Source organism: uncultured Paraglaciecola sp. (assembly GCF_937123705.1).
GTDB lineage: Bacteria > Pseudomonadota > Gammaproteobacteria > Enterobacterales > Alteromonadaceae > Paraglaciecola.
This window is the reverse complement of sequence record NZ_CAKZKO010000205.1, coordinates 21,836-37,888: the sequence shown is the minus strand read 5'-3', so window position 1 is coordinate 37,888 and position 16,053 is coordinate 21,836. Positions and strand designations below refer to the sequence as shown.

Genomic DNA, 16,053 nt, shown 5'->3' with positions numbered 1-16,053 from the left:
CACTAGTCGTGAGCTAAAAGAAAATACCACCGGCATGACGACTAGAATGTTTACGCCTTATCTCCAATCAACCTAGGGTAAACATGCTTATAGTTCGCGACTGAATTTTGCCAATTTCTTTCTTGCTCCACATAGTGACGACCATTTTCTATCACAGTGGGCCAGTCTTGGGGGTTGGCTAATATTTCAATGGCTTTGTCGGCTAAGGCTTGTACGTTGCCGCTTTCAAATAGCCAGCCGTTTTTGTTATCTTGGATAAGCTCTTTATGACCGCCTACATCTGAAGCGAGCACTAACTTACCTTGTGCCATGGCTTCTAAAGGTTTCAATGGGGTAACCAATTCGGTGAGGCGCATGGGCTTGCGTGGGTAGATGAGTAAATCCACTAGGCTGTAATAGCCCGATACTTCGGCATGAGGGACGCGGCCGGGCATGATGACTTTATCTTGCAAGCCGAGCTGGGCAATTTGTTGTTTAAGGTTTTGCTGTTGTGGGCCGCCGCCGACCAATAAAAATACAGCGTTAGGTATGGCTTTAATAATTTTCGGCATGGCGGCTACGGTTTGCTCTAGCCCTTCGTAGCCATAAAATGAGCCTAGGAAACCGACGACTACTTTATCTTGTAAAGCGAGTTTTTCGGCAAGTTCGGCATCTTTTTGTTGGATAAGGTTAAATTGTTCAATATTAACCGCATTAGGGATAACGGTGATTTTACTGGCTGGCACGCCGCGACACACTAAATCTGAACGTAGTCCTTCGCAGATAGTGGTAACGGCATTGGCCCGTTTGACCACGAAGTTTTCCATTTTACGGGTCAGGCGGTAGCGTATATCACCTTCTTTGCAGGTGCCGTGATCTACAGCTGCATCTTCCCAAAAGGCGCGGATTTCGTATACCACAGGCAAGCCGGTGATTTTGGCGGCTTTAAGGGCGGCTAATCCATTTAATGCTGGTGAATGAGCATGAATAACATCCGGTTTTTCAATTTCGATGGCGTCTAAGATGCGGTCGCGTAGCGGGTTGACCAAGGCCATTTGATTGACGCCGGGCATTTTGGTTAATAAACCCGTAGGCACAGGCGTGCGATAAAAAGTGAGACCGTCGATTTCTTCAATTGGGCTGTCAAAATGGCCCTGTTTAGGGCTGGTAACATGGCAAGTTTCCCAGCCCAACTGGTGTTGTTGCTTGAGAATAGAGCGGGTACGAAAGGTATAGCCGCTATGCAGTGGAATAGAATGGTCGAGTACGTGCAGTATCTTCATCTGAGCCTCAAGCTAATTGCTGGCGCATAAAAGATTCGAACATCATCAAGGTCCACAGTGGCGCACTGTTATCGCGCATCCCTGATACATGGTCATCGATAAGCTTTTTTAGTTGTTTTTGGTTGAAGTAACCCGATGAGGTCATCTGCTCCGACAATAAATTATCGTATAAGCGTTGTTTCAATGGGCCTTTAAACCAGTTGGCTAGGGGGACGGAAAAGCCCATCTTTTTACGATAGAGCACATCGTGGGGTAAATGTGATTCGAGGGAATGTTTGAAGGAATATTTACCAATGCCGTCGTATAAGTTGTGCGAGGACGGTGTTTTAAAAGCCCATTCGACAAATTTGTGATCTAATAGTGGCACCCGCACTTCTAGCGAATGGGCCATGGAGGCCCTGTCCACTTTAGTTAGAATATCGCCCACCAAATAGGTTTTCATATCGATATATTGGGCAATTTTCATGGGGTCGAGGTGTTTAACCTTATCGCCGTACTTTCTAAATACCTCTAGCGAGCTGTAGCCCTCTAAACTGGCATTGTATTCATCGGAAAATAGCTTGCGACGTTCATCTTCACGGAGCAGAGAAATAGAGTTGTAATAGCCTTGCACTGTGTCCATCGCCATGGATTGAAAGGTGGTTTTAGCCCGCAGAAATTTAGGCGCCCAATCGAGCTTAGGATAAAGCCGCCCTAATGGGCCGAAAATCGGTTTGCGTATGCTATAGGGCAACATGTTGCGCACTTTGTCTTCAGTGGCGTGCATTTTATAACGGCGATATCCGGCAAAGAGTTCGTCGCCGCCATCACCGGATAGCGCCACGGTAACGTGTTTTCGGGCCAGTTCACACACGCGGAATGTTGGCATAGCCGAACTGTCGGCATAGGGCTCGTCATATAGGCTGGCAAGCTGGTCGATTAACTCAAAATCGTCTTGGCCGACTATTTCTTCTCTATGGTTGGTTTTGTAGCGATTGGCCACCTGTTTGGCATATTCGGTTTCATCAAATTGTTTAACATCAAAGCCAATGGCGCAGGTATTAACCGGCTCGGATTGCAATTGCGACATTAAGGCCACAATACCGCTGGAATCGACCCCACCAGATAAAAATGCCCCTAATGGCACATCTGCAACCATGCGGATATCTACCGCTTCTTTAAGTCTTTCTATTAGTTCGGCTTGGACTTCTTCTGCTGTTAATTCTTGATCGTATTGAGTAGGAATATCCCAGTATTCCCGTGGTTCGGGTAAGGTTTTATCGCCTTTTTTCAATAACATACAATGGCCGGGAGCCAGTTTAAAACTATGTTGGTAAACCGTATGGGGCTCGGGGATATAGCCAAAAGTAAAATAATCTTCAATGGTGGTGTTGCGTAGGGTTTTATCGAACATAGGATGCTGTTTTAGCACTTTAAGCTCGGAGCCAAATAGAAACTCACCATTAGGCAATAACGAATAGAAAAACGGTTTTATACCCATTCGATCACGGGCAATAAACAGACATTCTTGTTTACGATCCCAGATAGCAAAGGCAAACATGCCTCGCAGTTTATGCACACAATCTTCACCCCATTCTAGCCAAGCATTGAGGATGGTTTCAGTATCGCCATGGGTATTAAATTTGTAGCCTTTGTCGCTCAGTTCTTGATGCAATTCTTTAAAATTGTAAATTTCACCGTTGAATACCACGCAAGCCTGTTCGTCGGCACTGAGCATGGGCTGTGGGCTGCCTTCTAAATCGATGATCGACAAACGGCGGTGAGCTAGGGCTACACCTGGATCGAAAAAGTAATCACCGGCATCGGGGCCACGGTGAAGCTGTTTGTCATTCATGTTGGCAATAATGGCAGGATCTAACTGCGCGTTATCCGTTAAATGAAAAATTCCAGCAATTCCACACATCGATTTTGATCCTTAATGATTTAGTCTTGTTATTCCCGCATGCGCGAGGATGACGGTAATACTTGTCGTTCGCAAGGGCGACGGTAATTTTTAATATTCTGTCGTTCCCGAATGTTTTTATCGGGAACCTAGCGCCCCTTATTGTCATCCCCGAAATCTTTTGATCGGGGATCCAGCCTCTTTGTCACCATCAACTTAAAAGTCGCTGGATGCCGGCTATAAAGACTGCCGGCATGACTGTAACTATTTTTGTCATCCCCGAATGCTTTTATCGGGGATCTAGTGCCTTTGTCACCATCAACTCCAAAGTCGCTGGATGCCGGCTAAAAAGACTGCCGGCATGACGGTATCTATTCTTGTCATCCCCAAGTGCTTTTATCGGGGATCCAGTGTCTTTGTCACCTTCAACTGTAAAGGCACTGGATGCCGGCTAAAAAGACTACCGGCATGACGGTATATATTCTTGTCGTTCCCAAATGCTTTTATCGGGGATCTAGTGCCTTTATCTTCCTAGCTGTTGATACAGTTGGTGGTAACTGGCCACCATAGTGTCGATGCTAAAGTTTTTTTGGCAGTGCTTTTGCACTTTTACACTATTTTCTGCCAGTTTGTCATTATCTAGTGCGTATTGCGCCATGGCGTTAGTCAATTTTTGTACATTGTCGGTGGGCACTAGGTGGCTTTTAGCCAATTCGGGCATAATCAAATCTGGGTTACCACCGACTTTTGTGGCAATGACCGGCAAGCCACTGGCCATGGCTTCTAATATGGTATTGGAAATGCCTTCGGCTAATGACGGCAGCACAAACACATCCATCGCATCCATCCACTGGGCTACATTTTGTTGATTGCCAGCAAGGAATACATGCTGCTGGATATTGGCTTGCGCAATTCTGCTCTCGAGTTTTTGCCTTAAAACCCCTTCACCAACAATCAGGAGTTTCAGGCGTTGTGCTTGGTCGGGGTGTGCTTGTTGTAGCTGGATAAAAGCTTCAAGCAAAAAAGGTTGATTTTTTACATCGGCCAGGCGACCCACTGTGCCAAAAATTAGGTTATCTTGTTGTTTAAAATGCTCAGGAAGGCCATCAGGTAGGCTCTGCTGTGCTGAGAACTTATCCGTATCCACGCCATTACAAATATGGGTGATCTTGTGTTGAGCGACTTTAATCTTTTGCTGCAGGTAGTCTCTGGCTTCGGTCGACAAGGCAATATAATGGTGGATAAAAGGCCGAAAAAGTCGTCTTAGTTTTTGAAATTTGGGGTTGCAGCCACCTAAGTCATTCACATCCCAGCCATGCTCGCCATGGACTCGGCCTTTTATGCCGCGCCACCATCCAATAAACTGGCATTCGAGGGAGGTTAAATTACGGGTATGCAGGATATTGGGCTTTAAGGTTTTTAGTAATTTATTTAGGCGCAGGAACATGCGCCAGTCGTTGCCATCTTGTTTGGCTAAATCGAAGAATTGAACATTAGCCGTGGTAATACGGGCTGCAAATTCAGGGCAATGGCCTTTGAGCGTAATAATACTGTGCTGGTAACCTTTTTCGCCAAGTCGATTGATAAGGTTTACCACACCATTTTCTAGCCCGCCCGTATCAAAGCGAAACAGCACATGGGCTATGTGCAATTTAGCTTGGGTCATGAAATACCTTGGCTAAATCTTCATTAAGCAGGCGTTGCGCCATGTTTTGAAACTGCTGTTGTTGTTTATGGTTAGTGTCAACAGGGATGGATATCGCAATATAATAGCCTTGTTGTGCTTGCCCCAACAAAGCTTGCCCCGCTTGCGTTAGTTTGACTTTGAGTGACGATGGTTGAATGCCCCATGGGGTGACATAAGTGTACGCCAGAAGTCTAGATTGACCGCGGTTATTGATAATTTCAAAATGATCAAATGTGCTACCTCTGTTGAAGCGTACTTTTGACCAGACATCTTCATTGTAATCTTGATGAACGCTGTTAATTAGCTCCTGACCTTGCTGATTGGACTCGTAATAGGCCAAATAAAAATCTATACCGTCAATATTTCCGGTGAATTCATTGCTTGGATTTTGAAAAACAGGGAGCCAACTAGTGTCGCTATTGGGGCCCGTTGCTTGAATGATCGAGTCTAGTGCTAAGGGTGCCGGTAAAGGTGTATCTATAGCATTAGCGCGATAGCCATACATACCAGCTGAACTCATACCGATTAAAACAAAAGCGATAAGGGTAGTGTGCAATTTGTCGTAGGAAGCAGGCGTTTCGCTAGCTTTGTCTTTAGGCATTTTGTCACGCCAAATATTACCAATACTAAACATCACTAAGATCACCACAGCAAACCAAATCCAGCCGTAGATTAAATGATCGACACCTGTGGCATATTTCATATCAGATAGATGAGCAATCATAACGATGCCGTAAGCGCGGATACCGTTCGCTAGCAATGGCAAGAACAGAGAAAATAATACAAAAATAATCTGCTTCTTGCGGCTAGTGTAGGTCAAATACGCAAATAAGGTTCCCAGTGTAAAAGAGGCCATCAAATAACGAATACCTGAGCAGGCTACTGCTACCTCGAATAAACCATTGGGAACCGCAATGTATAAACCTTCGCGGTAAACGGGGATATTGGTGAGTTGCAAAGCATAAACGGTGATGTCGGCAGTGAGATCTTGTAGCGCCGGAATTAAAAATTCTCCTGCGGGTACGCTAAACATCCAAAAAAACATCGGAAACAACAATACTTTTGCTACTTGATTACCGAGCACAAGCCAAATAAACAGCGGTAATAATAAAAAAGTCGCGCCTTGTTCAATCACCAATAACTGTGCGAGGTCGCCCAATAGCCATAAGGCCATAGTTAATAATATGGGTAACAATGCCCAGTAATTTGCCTTAATAGACTGACTATTCAGTCTTTGCCAATTTTGCTGAATTAAATAAATACAAATAGGAAAGATAATAAAACAATGAGTAAAGGTTTCGGAGCGTTCCCAAATCGCAACCGTTGAAGCGATGCTGGAATAAAATAGTGCTGCCCATACCGCAAAAATACACAGTAACCATTTGAATATATTCATTTTCAACATTTTTACTTCTCCTCAAACATCATTGGCAATTTGGCCAAGGTTTCATTCCATTGCAAGTTTTCAAGGATCCAATCTCGACTGCATTGTACTGTCTTAAATTCAACTAAGTAGTGACATACCTGACCTGCAAAGGCAACTGGATCATCGCAGATATGCACATCTTCATTTCGCCCTTCTATCCCTTCTATTGCCATACTTGTTGCCACTATTGGCTTGGCCATAGACATGGCTTCAAGTACTTTATTTTGTAATCCCCGTGCTATCTGCAACGGAGCAATGGCCACTTTAGCCTGCAGTATATAAGGCCTAACATCCACAACTCGACCTGTCACATTGACTCCATGCTTACCATGCAAGTCAAGGATCTGCGCACTAGGGTTACCTCCCACTACATAAAAACAAGCATCAGGATATTTAGCACGTATCAGTGGCCACACTTTTTGGCTAAACCAGATAACGGCATCTACATTCGCCCAGTAGTCCATTGCACCCGTAAAGACCACATCTACCTTTTCTTCTAGGGCTTGAATCTCCGAATTTTTCGGATCAAAAAAGGCGGTATCGACTCCATTTAACATGCCGCTTACTTTTACTGCTAGCGACTGGGGGATTTGTTGCTTGAATAAATTGGCTTCTTGAGGAGAAACAAAAAGAGAATGCTGAAATTGTTCGGCAATGCGGTTTTCAAAACCTTGCAGTTTACGATGCTCCCTTTGGTATACCCATCGGGCTACGCCTGTTTTTCCTTGAGCGTATTGGTGCCACTTATCAGAGTCCACATCAACAAAGTCTATCACCCGATTAAAGTTGGCATAGTTGTCACCTTCAACATACTGAGCCATTGGTGAAGAGTAAACAAACACTTGCTTGATGTTCTCGCTGGCTAATATGTGGTTACTCCACTTCGCCATTTCACTGCTGTAGTAATAGGGTACAGAGATGGCTTCGCCACTGAAAAAGGCTTTTAACCCCTTAATTTTTGCAAGTGTTTTATGTTGTTTAATCAACAACTTTTGTTTGCAGAATTTATCTAGCTTGTCGGCATATTGCCAGTCAAAAGGATCATCAACAAAACATCCCAAGTAGATATCAAATGATTTACTTAAGGCTTTGAGCATATTAAATGAGCGTATTTTGTCGCCTTTGTTTGGCGGAAACGGAATACGATGACATAAAAATAGTAGAGCTTCCTTTTTCAACTGATGTTACCCCAAGTATTTCGACAAAAATGGACCAATTAGGCGGCTAACTGAAACGGGCAGTTTTTTCCACATACGAATTAACAATTGATATTTAGGGTTGTTAGGAGACAAATTAGGTAACTCGGTGGCCGACACCAAATAGAACATATAATGCAGTGGTTTAGGCTCCATCCCCCAGGTTCTTTTATATTTGTATGCGCCCGAATCATCTTTACTGCGACCAAAATCGAAATAATTAGACTGCTTGGAACCCTTAGCCGAGCACATCAATTGATAATACATAAAGTCATTACTTTTTAACGCTCGCGCTTGGTCTAGCCCTCCTCCATAGTAGGGTAGTACCTGCCCTTTGTAGTAAAAGCTTAATACAGAAGATACCGCTCGGCCTTGATGTTCAACCGTAAGCACATCACATTTATCTGCGAATATATGTTGCAGTGCTCCAAAGAAACGAGCTGAAAATACTGGCGTGCCTAAATTTCGAACGCTTTCTGAATAAACTTGATAGGCCGTAGTTGTATCATCATCAACTCTATAAGTTAGATTGTTTTCTAAGGAGCGTCGTATATTAGCCCGTTGCTTCTTTTTAACGCCCGCAAGTATGGTTTCATCGTCAGCTGCTATCGCGCAACCAAAAGCCGAATGGGCACACTTTTCAGTGAAAGCCGAATTATTACGTGCAAACGAATAACGTAACTCTAAGTAATCTACCGCTAATTGCTTAGCTAACTCAATGGCTTTGTTTTCAAGAAATAACATAACCTCATCAGAATCAGAGGCCACACCACCATAAACGCAAAACGGTGTAGAAACTAAGGTATGACCAAAGAGTAAACTTTTTTGCTCAACCAAAGGCAAAACGCCAACAATTACGCCATCTTGTTCTGCATAGATAAAGTGACTTTTATGCTTAAAAACCTGTTCAATGACCTTTTTCCATCCCGATAGATGGAAAAAACTACCTCGTTCGCATTGGTCAACAAACTTGTCCCACTTAGATAGTTCCTCATCTTTAGAACCCAAAACACGGTAGCTATAAAGATCTGTCACTTACTGATCCCATAAACATCACGCATAGTAGACCATTTAAAATCGCTCAGTAAACGCTCTAATTTAGCTTCTGTGCGATGCAAGTTCACATAGTGACGAAACCGTGATTTTAGCGGGGCATTGCTGAGTTTCGGCTGCTGGGCATCAATTTCCCAAGGGTGAAAATAAAAAGAATAGGGTTGTTTTTCTTTCTGTAGATATTTACGGATCAGTTTTTCGGTTATTTTATATGGATATAAACGAAAATAACCTCCCCCTCCTATGGGTATTTGTTTCCCCATTAATCGCAATGTTGGAATGGGAATTTCAACAATATTTTCAGGGCGACTATAAGCAAACCTTGGCCAGTCTGGGGTGCCATATAGATCATGTTTGACTGGATAGGTACTAGAACTATATTTAAATCCCAGCTCGGCTAACACTTCAAACGCCCACTCGTTGCTGTAGCCAATAGAAAAGCTAGGGGCACGGTATCCCAAAACTTGCTCACCAATTAAATCTTCCAAATGATCTTTGGAGCGTTTTACGTCTTGCAATAATTCTTCACGACTTTGCTGAGAAGCTCGTCTGTGGGCATAGCCATGGCTTGCTATTTCATGACCTTGGCGATGGATCTCTGTTATTAGTTCAGGATAACGTTCAGCCACCCAACCTAAAACAAAGAAGGTCGACTTGATGTCCTTCTTGGCAAATAAATCGAGTAAACGGCGAGTATTGGCATCTACGCGAGGTTGGTAATCTTTCCACTGGGACGGAGAAATAACCGATTCAAAAGCCGAAACATGGAAAAAATCTTCCACATCGACTGTCATTGCATTAAGTACATCCGTTTTCAATTTTTAACGCCCTTTACCGAATAATATCACTTCAACTGTACGGATTAGGATCAACATATCCAACATAAAGCTTTGATGTTTGACATAGTAAAGATCAAATTTAAGTTTTTCCATGGAATCTTCAATGCTTGCGCCATAGGGGTAGTTAAGTTGAGCCCAACCAGCTATCCCAGGTTTAACATTATGCCGTTGATTATAATAGGGAATATCACGAATAAGCTGTTCTACAAACTGAGGCCGCTCTGGACGTGGGCCAATGAAAGACATTTCTCCCCGATAGACATTAAGTAACTGTGGTAATTCATCAATTCGATATTTTCTAATAAATTGCCCAATTCGTGTCACCCTAGTATCATTTTTTGATGCCCACTTTGCTCCGTCACTTTCTGCATCTGGACGCATACTTCTGAACTTAAGGATATTAAATAGCCTGCCATTTAACCCCACTCGCTCTTGCTTATAAAGCACAGAGGTACCGGTTCTCAACCCATCATCCAAGTAGATGACTATTGCGGTCAACAGCATAAAAGGCCAAGTAAACAACAGTATTATAGAGGCCATTAAACAATTAAAGGCGTAATCTAAGCCTTCACGTAAATAGTTTTGAGAACTAAAACCATTGGAATATATCACCCAACTTGGATACATCAAATGCACCACAATTTGTCCGGTTTCTCTTTCCATAAAATCGAGTAAGTCGGTGACTTCTACGCCACGGATACGACATTCAAACAGTATTTCTACAGGTAAGGTTCCCCGTCTTTGATCACACGCAATAACCACTTCATCTACGTCGTTGTCGGCAATGAAGTTTCTGAAATTTTCATCAATTTTAACGTGCAGTAGTCTTTCGTTGTGGATCCCTTCTTCACGGTTATCGCCGGGAATGGGTATAAAGCCGAGCAATTCAAACCCTAATCTGTCGACATCACGACGCATACGTTTTTCTATGATCGAGGCTCGCTCACCGGCACCTATAACGATAATTCTTGAACCACCTAGCCCTAAAATCCCCAGTTTGCTGATAAAATAACGAAACGCCACAAGAGACACCACTATCATTCCAGCGGCTACTGGAAGATAGTAAGGGTGCGGTCTGGCTTCATAAAAAAACAGGCTAGCAAGCACCTCCACTACAAAGTAACTTAAGGCCACGCTGACAAATATCCGCCTTATGATGCCTCTAAAGGTTTCTCTTAATTTAACTTCATACAAACCAACTGAAAGAGAAAAAACAAGCACCGAAAAGGTTAAAATACTGACACTGGCTATAATGGTAAAGTCGCCTGCTTTTGCAGTGCCTGTAGCGTTGGCGACTATAGCATTAGCGATATAGGCAACATAACCGATTAAAAATGCTTCCACTAAAACCAATACATTTGACCTTTTTCTTTGCTTATTATTGGTCAACGCCATTAACAACCCCTATTATTTTTTTACTATAAATTATCATATGCTAATTTAACTATTTGAGATAGACTAACTTTTCAGAGCAGCATTATATTGAATATGATGCTGTGGTAAATGACAAGTTTGTTATATTTGTAACTATTTGGTTTAGGGAATTACGTATATGAAAATAGAGAGATTGACGCAACTATGTTTGTTATCTTTCGGACTTATTATGATGGCTGGCTGTAGTTCAAATTCTTCGCTTCTACCAGAAGCAACCACTCGCCCTTCGCTGACCACCTCAATAGACGATTATAAATATTTAATAGGACCAGGAGATAATGTCGACATTTTTGTATGGCGTAATCCTGAAGTATCCGGCAGTTTCACGGTTCGTCCCGATGGCATGATTACAACTTCTTTAGTAGAAGATTTGCAGGTTTCGGGTAAAACCCCTACTGCGCTCGCTAGAGACGTCGAAAAAGAACTTTCTAAATATATACGGGATCCTATTGTTACCGTAAGTGTTGGACGCTATTCGGGCCCATACAGTGAACAGGTCAGAGTAATAGGAGAAGCAACCTTACCTCAGGCGATCAGCTATAAAGAAGATATGTCGTTATTAGATTTGATGGTAGCCGTTGGTGGTATTACCGAATTTGCTAACGGCGACGGCTCTAAATTAATCCGCGTTGTAGATGGTATACAAAAAGAATACACAGTGCATATAGATAGATTAATTAAAGAAGGTGATATCTCTGCCAACGTGGATATATTGCCTGGCGATATATTGATTATTCCAGAAGCTTGGTTTTAAACACCGCTTTATTAGTTAATTTTAAGATCTAAGTTGAAGTATATATGTTAGGAATTCAGGAAACGTTAGACCAGATTTTGGACTATATGAAAGGCGTTTGGATAAAAAAACGCTATATCATTATCTCATCGTGGTTAGTTTGCCCAATAGGTTGGTTTTATGTGGCAACCCTACCCAATCTGTACGAGTCATCTGCAAGGGTTTTTGTAGACACCAATAGTTTACTCAGACCTTTGTTACGGGGTATAGCCGTATACAATAATCCCAGCGAGCAAATTAATTTAGTCGCACGTACGCTATTAAGTAGGCCCAATCTAGAAAAAATTGCGCGTGAGGCAGATCTTGACATCACAGTAAAGACCCAAAAGGATATGGATGCTTTAATCGATAAACTGCAAAGTGATATTCAACTTAGCAGTACCCGAGAGCAAAATATTTATACTATAAGCTATCCATCACACTCACCTGTATTGTCGCAAAAAATTGTTCAAATCACCTTGAATGAGTTTGTTGAGTCGGCACTTGGCTCAAACCGAAAAAGCAGTGATAGTGCAGAAGAATTTCTGCAAACCCAAATAGATGAATATGAACAACGCCTTATTGAGGCGGAAAAACGTGTAGCCGACTTTAAAGTTAGCCGTATGGATAGAGCGCCAGGCACATCTGGTGATTACTACAGCCAATATCAAAAAGAACTATCGGCACTGCAAGTGACTGAAATGAGGTTATTGGAACTTGAGTCTCAGTTAAACGCTGCAAAAGCGCAACTGCAAGGTGAAGAGCCTGTTTTTGGATTGGTGACACCAGAAAACGATGGCATTGATACTCAATCCAATATAGCCACAAAATATGACAGTAGAATTGCAACTTTAGAAAGTAACCTTGATGAATTGCTAATTAAATATACAGAAAACCACCCAGATGTTAGAAAAACCAATAGCTTATTAGAAAGTTTGAAATCTGATAGAAAAAAACAAATTGAAGCTATGTCTAAGGTGGCGGAATCAACAGGCTCTTATAGTCAGTTTGGCAACATTAACCAAAACCCTGTCTATCAAGAAATGAAACTTGCGGTATCACAATACGAAAATCAAATAGCTTCTCTTAGGGTTAGGGCCAAACAAAATAGAGAACGAGTACAAGAGCTTGAAAAAATTATTGATTTAGTTCCTCAGATTGAAGCAGAAGCTCAGGGGTTAAATCGTGATTATGAAATCACTAATAGAAAGTACTTAGAATTATTGGCCAGTAAAGAGCAAGCTGAAATATCTCGTAAAGCAGAAGCGACAACAGATGACGTGCAGTTTAGAGTCATTGATCCTCCCACTTTGCCTAGTAAACCATCTGGTCCTATTCGCGTCATTTTTTATACTGGGATTTTAATCTTTGGTTTTGGTACGGGATTATCTATTGCGTTTTTAATTAGTCAGCTTAAACCCGTAGTATTTAGTGCTAACCAACTAAAAAATTCCTTTGGGATCCCAGTTTTTGGTAGCGTATCAGATATACATTCCACGGCATTTAAGAAAAAAGAGCACAATAGAATGCTGATGTTCGCGGTTTCTAGCTTGTGCCTGATAGCCATTTATATTTCGTTAGTGTGGATAGATATTGCATACGGTCGTTTACCCTTCCACTTATTGGAGAATTTACTGTGAATTCTATAGAAAAAGCCCTCCAAAAAAATAAGGCGCTTGCAGAAGATAAGAAAAAACAACAAGCGGAACAAACGCCCGTAGAACCTACCATTCAAACTATGGATAAACAGCCTGCTGCTACTGAGTCATTGCACCATGAATCACCTAGCGAAGCAGTCGATAATGTGCCACCTGTTGTTGATGAGCCTAAAACAGAGGTTTCTGCAGAACCTGCAACTCAGCAGAAAAAAATAGATCTAACTGAGCTGCAAAACGGATTTGTTAATAAAGACAGGCAAGTTATCAACGAAGAGTTCAGAGCCATTAAACGTAAAGTCTTAGGCAATGCTTTTGGGCCCCTGTCTAAATCACTTAATAATAGTAATATTATTATGGTTTCTAGCCCTAATCCAAATGAAGGTAAAACCTTTACAGCGATAAATTTGGCATTGAGTATTGCATTAGAACAAGATAAAACCGTATTACTAGTTGATGCTGATGTACTTCGTCCTAGTGTAATGAAGATCATCAATCAACCCTTTGAAAATGGTCTTATGGAATACTTACTAGGTGATGTAGATGACTTGAGTGAGGTTATTTATCACACCAGCATAGATACATTACGTATTATTCCAGCGGGTAAATCACACCATTTATCTACTGAGCTTCTGGCCAGTGAGAAAATGTTAGAAACTGTTAGCGAATTTGCTAACCGCTACCCTGATCGTATTGTTATATTTGATACGCCTCCTTTATTAGGGATCAACGAAACCGCTATTTTGGCAAACTTAGCAGGACAGGCGGTAATTGTGGTTCAGGAAGGAAAAACCAACTTAAACCGAATCGCGCTGTCAGTAGAGCAGCTTAATCCTGATATGGCGAAAGGCTTTGTGATCAATAAAGCCCATAAAGGTGCTAAGAGTGGTGCAGGTTATTATGGTTATTATTACGGCGCTGATAATTAATTGCTTGAGAAGGACTGCTCTTTGAATTTTAAATTACCCCTGCTTACCTCTTGTGTGCTATTGGCTTATTCTATGGGATCTACAGCAGGTCAACTTGAAATCAAACCTAGTATTAGCACGTCATTGATACGTTCACAAAATGATTCTGAAAGATTTGGTGAAGGTGACGCTAGCATTATATCGGTTAAACCGAGCATAAGAACCAACTATAAAAGCAAGATAATGGCAGGAAACTTTTCTGTTAGTCACAACGAAATCCGTTCGGATATCAGTGACGAAAGTCAAAGTGACAGTTTCACCAATTATCGATATTCTGGTGATATTTCGCTAATCGAAAGAATTCTATCTTTAAATCTAGGAGGCGGCCAATCTTATAGGAGTGTGCTTGCCTCTCAGTACTTTGTGAATGACCCCTACCTCGGGGCTGATGGTTTGTCAAAAACACAAACGAACAGTGCAGGCTTCCTTTTTACTTTGCCTTCTCGCAAATATTTTAGATTCAATGTGAATGGCGGCCTATCCAATGTAAAAAGTGACAGGAGTGACCTAAGTTCCGATACTGGCGCAGACATAGAAATTGACAATAAAAATCAGTTTTTGGTGGCACGGCTATATCAAGGAAGCGAATTCAGTAACCTCAGTTGGAATTTCACATCAAACTATCAAAACACCGACAGAACCATTGGTGATAATCTCACCTCGCGCGTTATCAATGGGCAAATAAGTTTTGGGCTATTTGGCGATATTCGCGCCGTTGTAACAGGCAACTCTGAGGAAAATGAATTAGCGAATTCTGATGAACTTTCGGCTAGAGATCTTAATTATGATAGCTATGGTGTAGGGATTTCTTGGTTTGCCTCTGCAAATAGAACACTCACTATTACCTATAATCAGTCTGAGAGAAGCAACCAAGAAGATGAAACCTTTGTAGGTATAGATTTAAATTGGAACTTTACTCGTAGAACGTCGATTCAGGCAAATTATGGAAAACGCTTCTTCGGAGACAGTGGCTCCTTCTCGTTTAGTCACAATACTCGACACCTAAGAACCCGAATAAATTACAGTGAAAATCTTACCACTTCGTCTCGTTTACTTACCCGACTCGAAGATCAAGGTGCATTCGTGTGCCCGGCAGGCCTATTTACAGCCAGTGACTGCTTTGTGCCGCCTAGCCCGTCATATTCTTTACAGCCAGGAGAGCAGTTTTCCAATCTATTTGCAGCAGTTCCAGAGTTAAGCGAACAAGTAATACTCAGAAAAACCCTTAATGCCAGTGTTGGACTTAAAGGCAGAAAACTCACTTCAACCTTAAGTGTGTCTCATAGTAATACAGAGTACTTAGAAAACCCTAGGGTGCAAAAACAAAATACTGCTAGCTTAAGTAACAGTTTCAAAATCAATAATAGTACTAGCCTAAATTTATCTGTGAACTATGCCGTAACTGAAGAAGAAACAACGGGGCGCGAAACAGACACTATTTCTAGCACCTTAGGTATGTCTCGAAAGTTAGGGCGAAACATGTCCACCAATCTCAGCTTCAGATACTTAGATCGCGGTTCAAGCAATGATGATCCTGACGCCATGAACGCTTCAAACTTAGATATCAAAGACAAAAGGTTAACCTTGGAGTTTGTCTATGACTTTTAAGTCAGGTCAAATCTATAACGCCTAAAAATTACCATTTATATTTTTAAGTTATAGCTTTTGTTGTAAAGAGTATTGACGCACTAGTACCATACGCGATACAAATACCTATAGTATTTTTTAAAGAATTTAAATAATGAACAACGCGATTTTTTCTACTTTACTTCTGCTGGCAGCAAGATTGCACGGGTAGGTTGTAAGCAAGCGTTAACTAGTTTACAAAAAGCCCGTGCCAAGCACGGGTTTTTTGTATGTACAGAATATTAAAGTCATC

The 16,053-nt window shown here is 41.8% G+C and carries 12 protein-coding genes; 4 read left to right on the top strand and 8 right to left on the bottom strand.

Annotated elements, in window-relative coordinates; translation table 11 throughout:
• Window positions 1-50 precede the first annotated feature (50 nt).
• The 8 genes from Q0688_RS25550 to Q0688_RS25515 form a co-directional block, all read right to left on the bottom strand.
• Window positions 51-1,262 carry a TIGR04063 family PEP-CTERM/XrtA system glycosyltransferase gene (locus tag Q0688_RS25550; protein ID WP_299084209.1) on the bottom strand — a complete coding sequence of 404 codons (1,212 nt, stop codon included), beginning with the start codon at window positions 1,260-1,262 and terminating at the stop codon, window positions 51-53.
• A gap of 7 nt (window positions 1,263-1,269) precedes the next feature.
• Window positions 1,270-3,165, bottom strand: coding sequence for an XrtA/PEP-CTERM system amidotransferase (locus tag Q0688_RS25545; RefSeq protein WP_299084206.1), 1,896 nt, complete (start codon window positions 3,163-3,165; stop codon window positions 1,270-1,272).
• Window positions 3,166-3,667: 502 nt separating this feature from the next.
• Entirely contained in the window at window positions 3,668-4,810 is a 1,143-nt protein-coding gene (locus Q0688_RS25540) for a TIGR03088 family PEP-CTERM/XrtA system glycosyltransferase (RefSeq protein WP_299084203.1), read from the bottom strand.
• Entirely contained in the window at window positions 4,797-6,236 is a 1,440-nt protein-coding gene (xrtA, locus tag Q0688_RS25535; protein ID WP_299084200.1) for an exosortase A, read from the bottom strand. The genes Q0688_RS25540 and xrtA overlap by 14 nt, the downstream gene beginning before the upstream one ends.
• A gap of 2 nt (window positions 6,237-6,238) precedes the next feature.
• A complete protein-coding gene (locus Q0688_RS25530) occupies window positions 6,239-7,435 on the bottom strand; it encodes a TIGR03087 family PEP-CTERM/XrtA system glycosyltransferase (RefSeq protein ID WP_299084197.1) in 1,197 nt (398 codons plus the stop codon).
• A gap of 6 nt (window positions 7,436-7,441) precedes the next feature.
• Window positions 7,442-8,488, bottom strand: a complete 1,047-nt coding sequence (locus tag Q0688_RS25525; RefSeq protein ID WP_299084194.1) for a FemAB family XrtA/PEP-CTERM system-associated protein — start codon at window positions 8,486-8,488, stop codon at window positions 7,442-7,444.
• Window positions 8,485-9,324, bottom strand: coding sequence for an XrtA system polysaccharide deacetylase (locus Q0688_RS25520; RefSeq protein ID WP_299084191.1), 840 nt, complete (start codon window positions 9,322-9,324; stop codon window positions 8,485-8,487). Before Q0688_RS25520 ends, Q0688_RS25525 begins: the two co-directional genes overlap by 4 nt.
• A 3-nt stretch (window positions 9,325-9,327) precedes the next feature.
• Window positions 9,328-10,740, bottom strand: a complete 1,413-nt coding sequence (locus Q0688_RS25515; RefSeq protein ID WP_299084188.1) for a TIGR03013 family XrtA/PEP-CTERM system glycosyltransferase — start codon at window positions 10,738-10,740, stop codon at window positions 9,328-9,330.
• 157 nt (window positions 10,741-10,897) lie between these two features.
• Here Q0688_RS25515 and Q0688_RS25510 point away from each other — a divergent pair, with 157 nt between their 5' ends.
• From Q0688_RS25510 to Q0688_RS25495, 4 genes are read left to right on the top strand one after another with little or no spacing between them, the layout of a single operon-like run.
• Window positions 10,898-11,533, top strand: a complete 636-nt coding sequence (locus Q0688_RS25510) for an XrtA/PEP-CTERM system exopolysaccharide export protein (RefSeq protein WP_299084184.1) — start codon at window positions 10,898-10,900, stop codon at window positions 11,531-11,533.
• Between the two features lie 44 nt (window positions 11,534-11,577).
• Window positions 11,578-13,191 (top strand): XrtA system polysaccharide chain length determinant, encoded by a 1,614-nt coding sequence (locus Q0688_RS25505; protein WP_299084181.1) that lies wholly within the window; start codon window positions 11,578-11,580, stop codon window positions 13,189-13,191.
• Window positions 13,188-14,135, top strand: coding sequence for an XrtA-associated tyrosine autokinase (locus Q0688_RS25500; RefSeq protein ID WP_299084178.1), 948 nt, complete (start codon window positions 13,188-13,190; stop codon window positions 14,133-14,135). Before Q0688_RS25505 ends, Q0688_RS25500 begins: the two co-directional genes overlap by 4 nt.
• Before the next feature lie 21 nt (window positions 14,136-14,156).
• The gene (locus Q0688_RS25495; RefSeq protein ID WP_299084175.1) at window positions 14,157-15,782 is read left to right on the top strand and encodes a TIGR03016 family PEP-CTERM system-associated outer membrane protein; all 1,626 of its coding nucleotides are present in this window, start codon (window positions 14,157-14,159) and stop codon (window positions 15,780-15,782) included.
• Window positions 15,783-16,053: the final 271 nt, after the last annotated feature.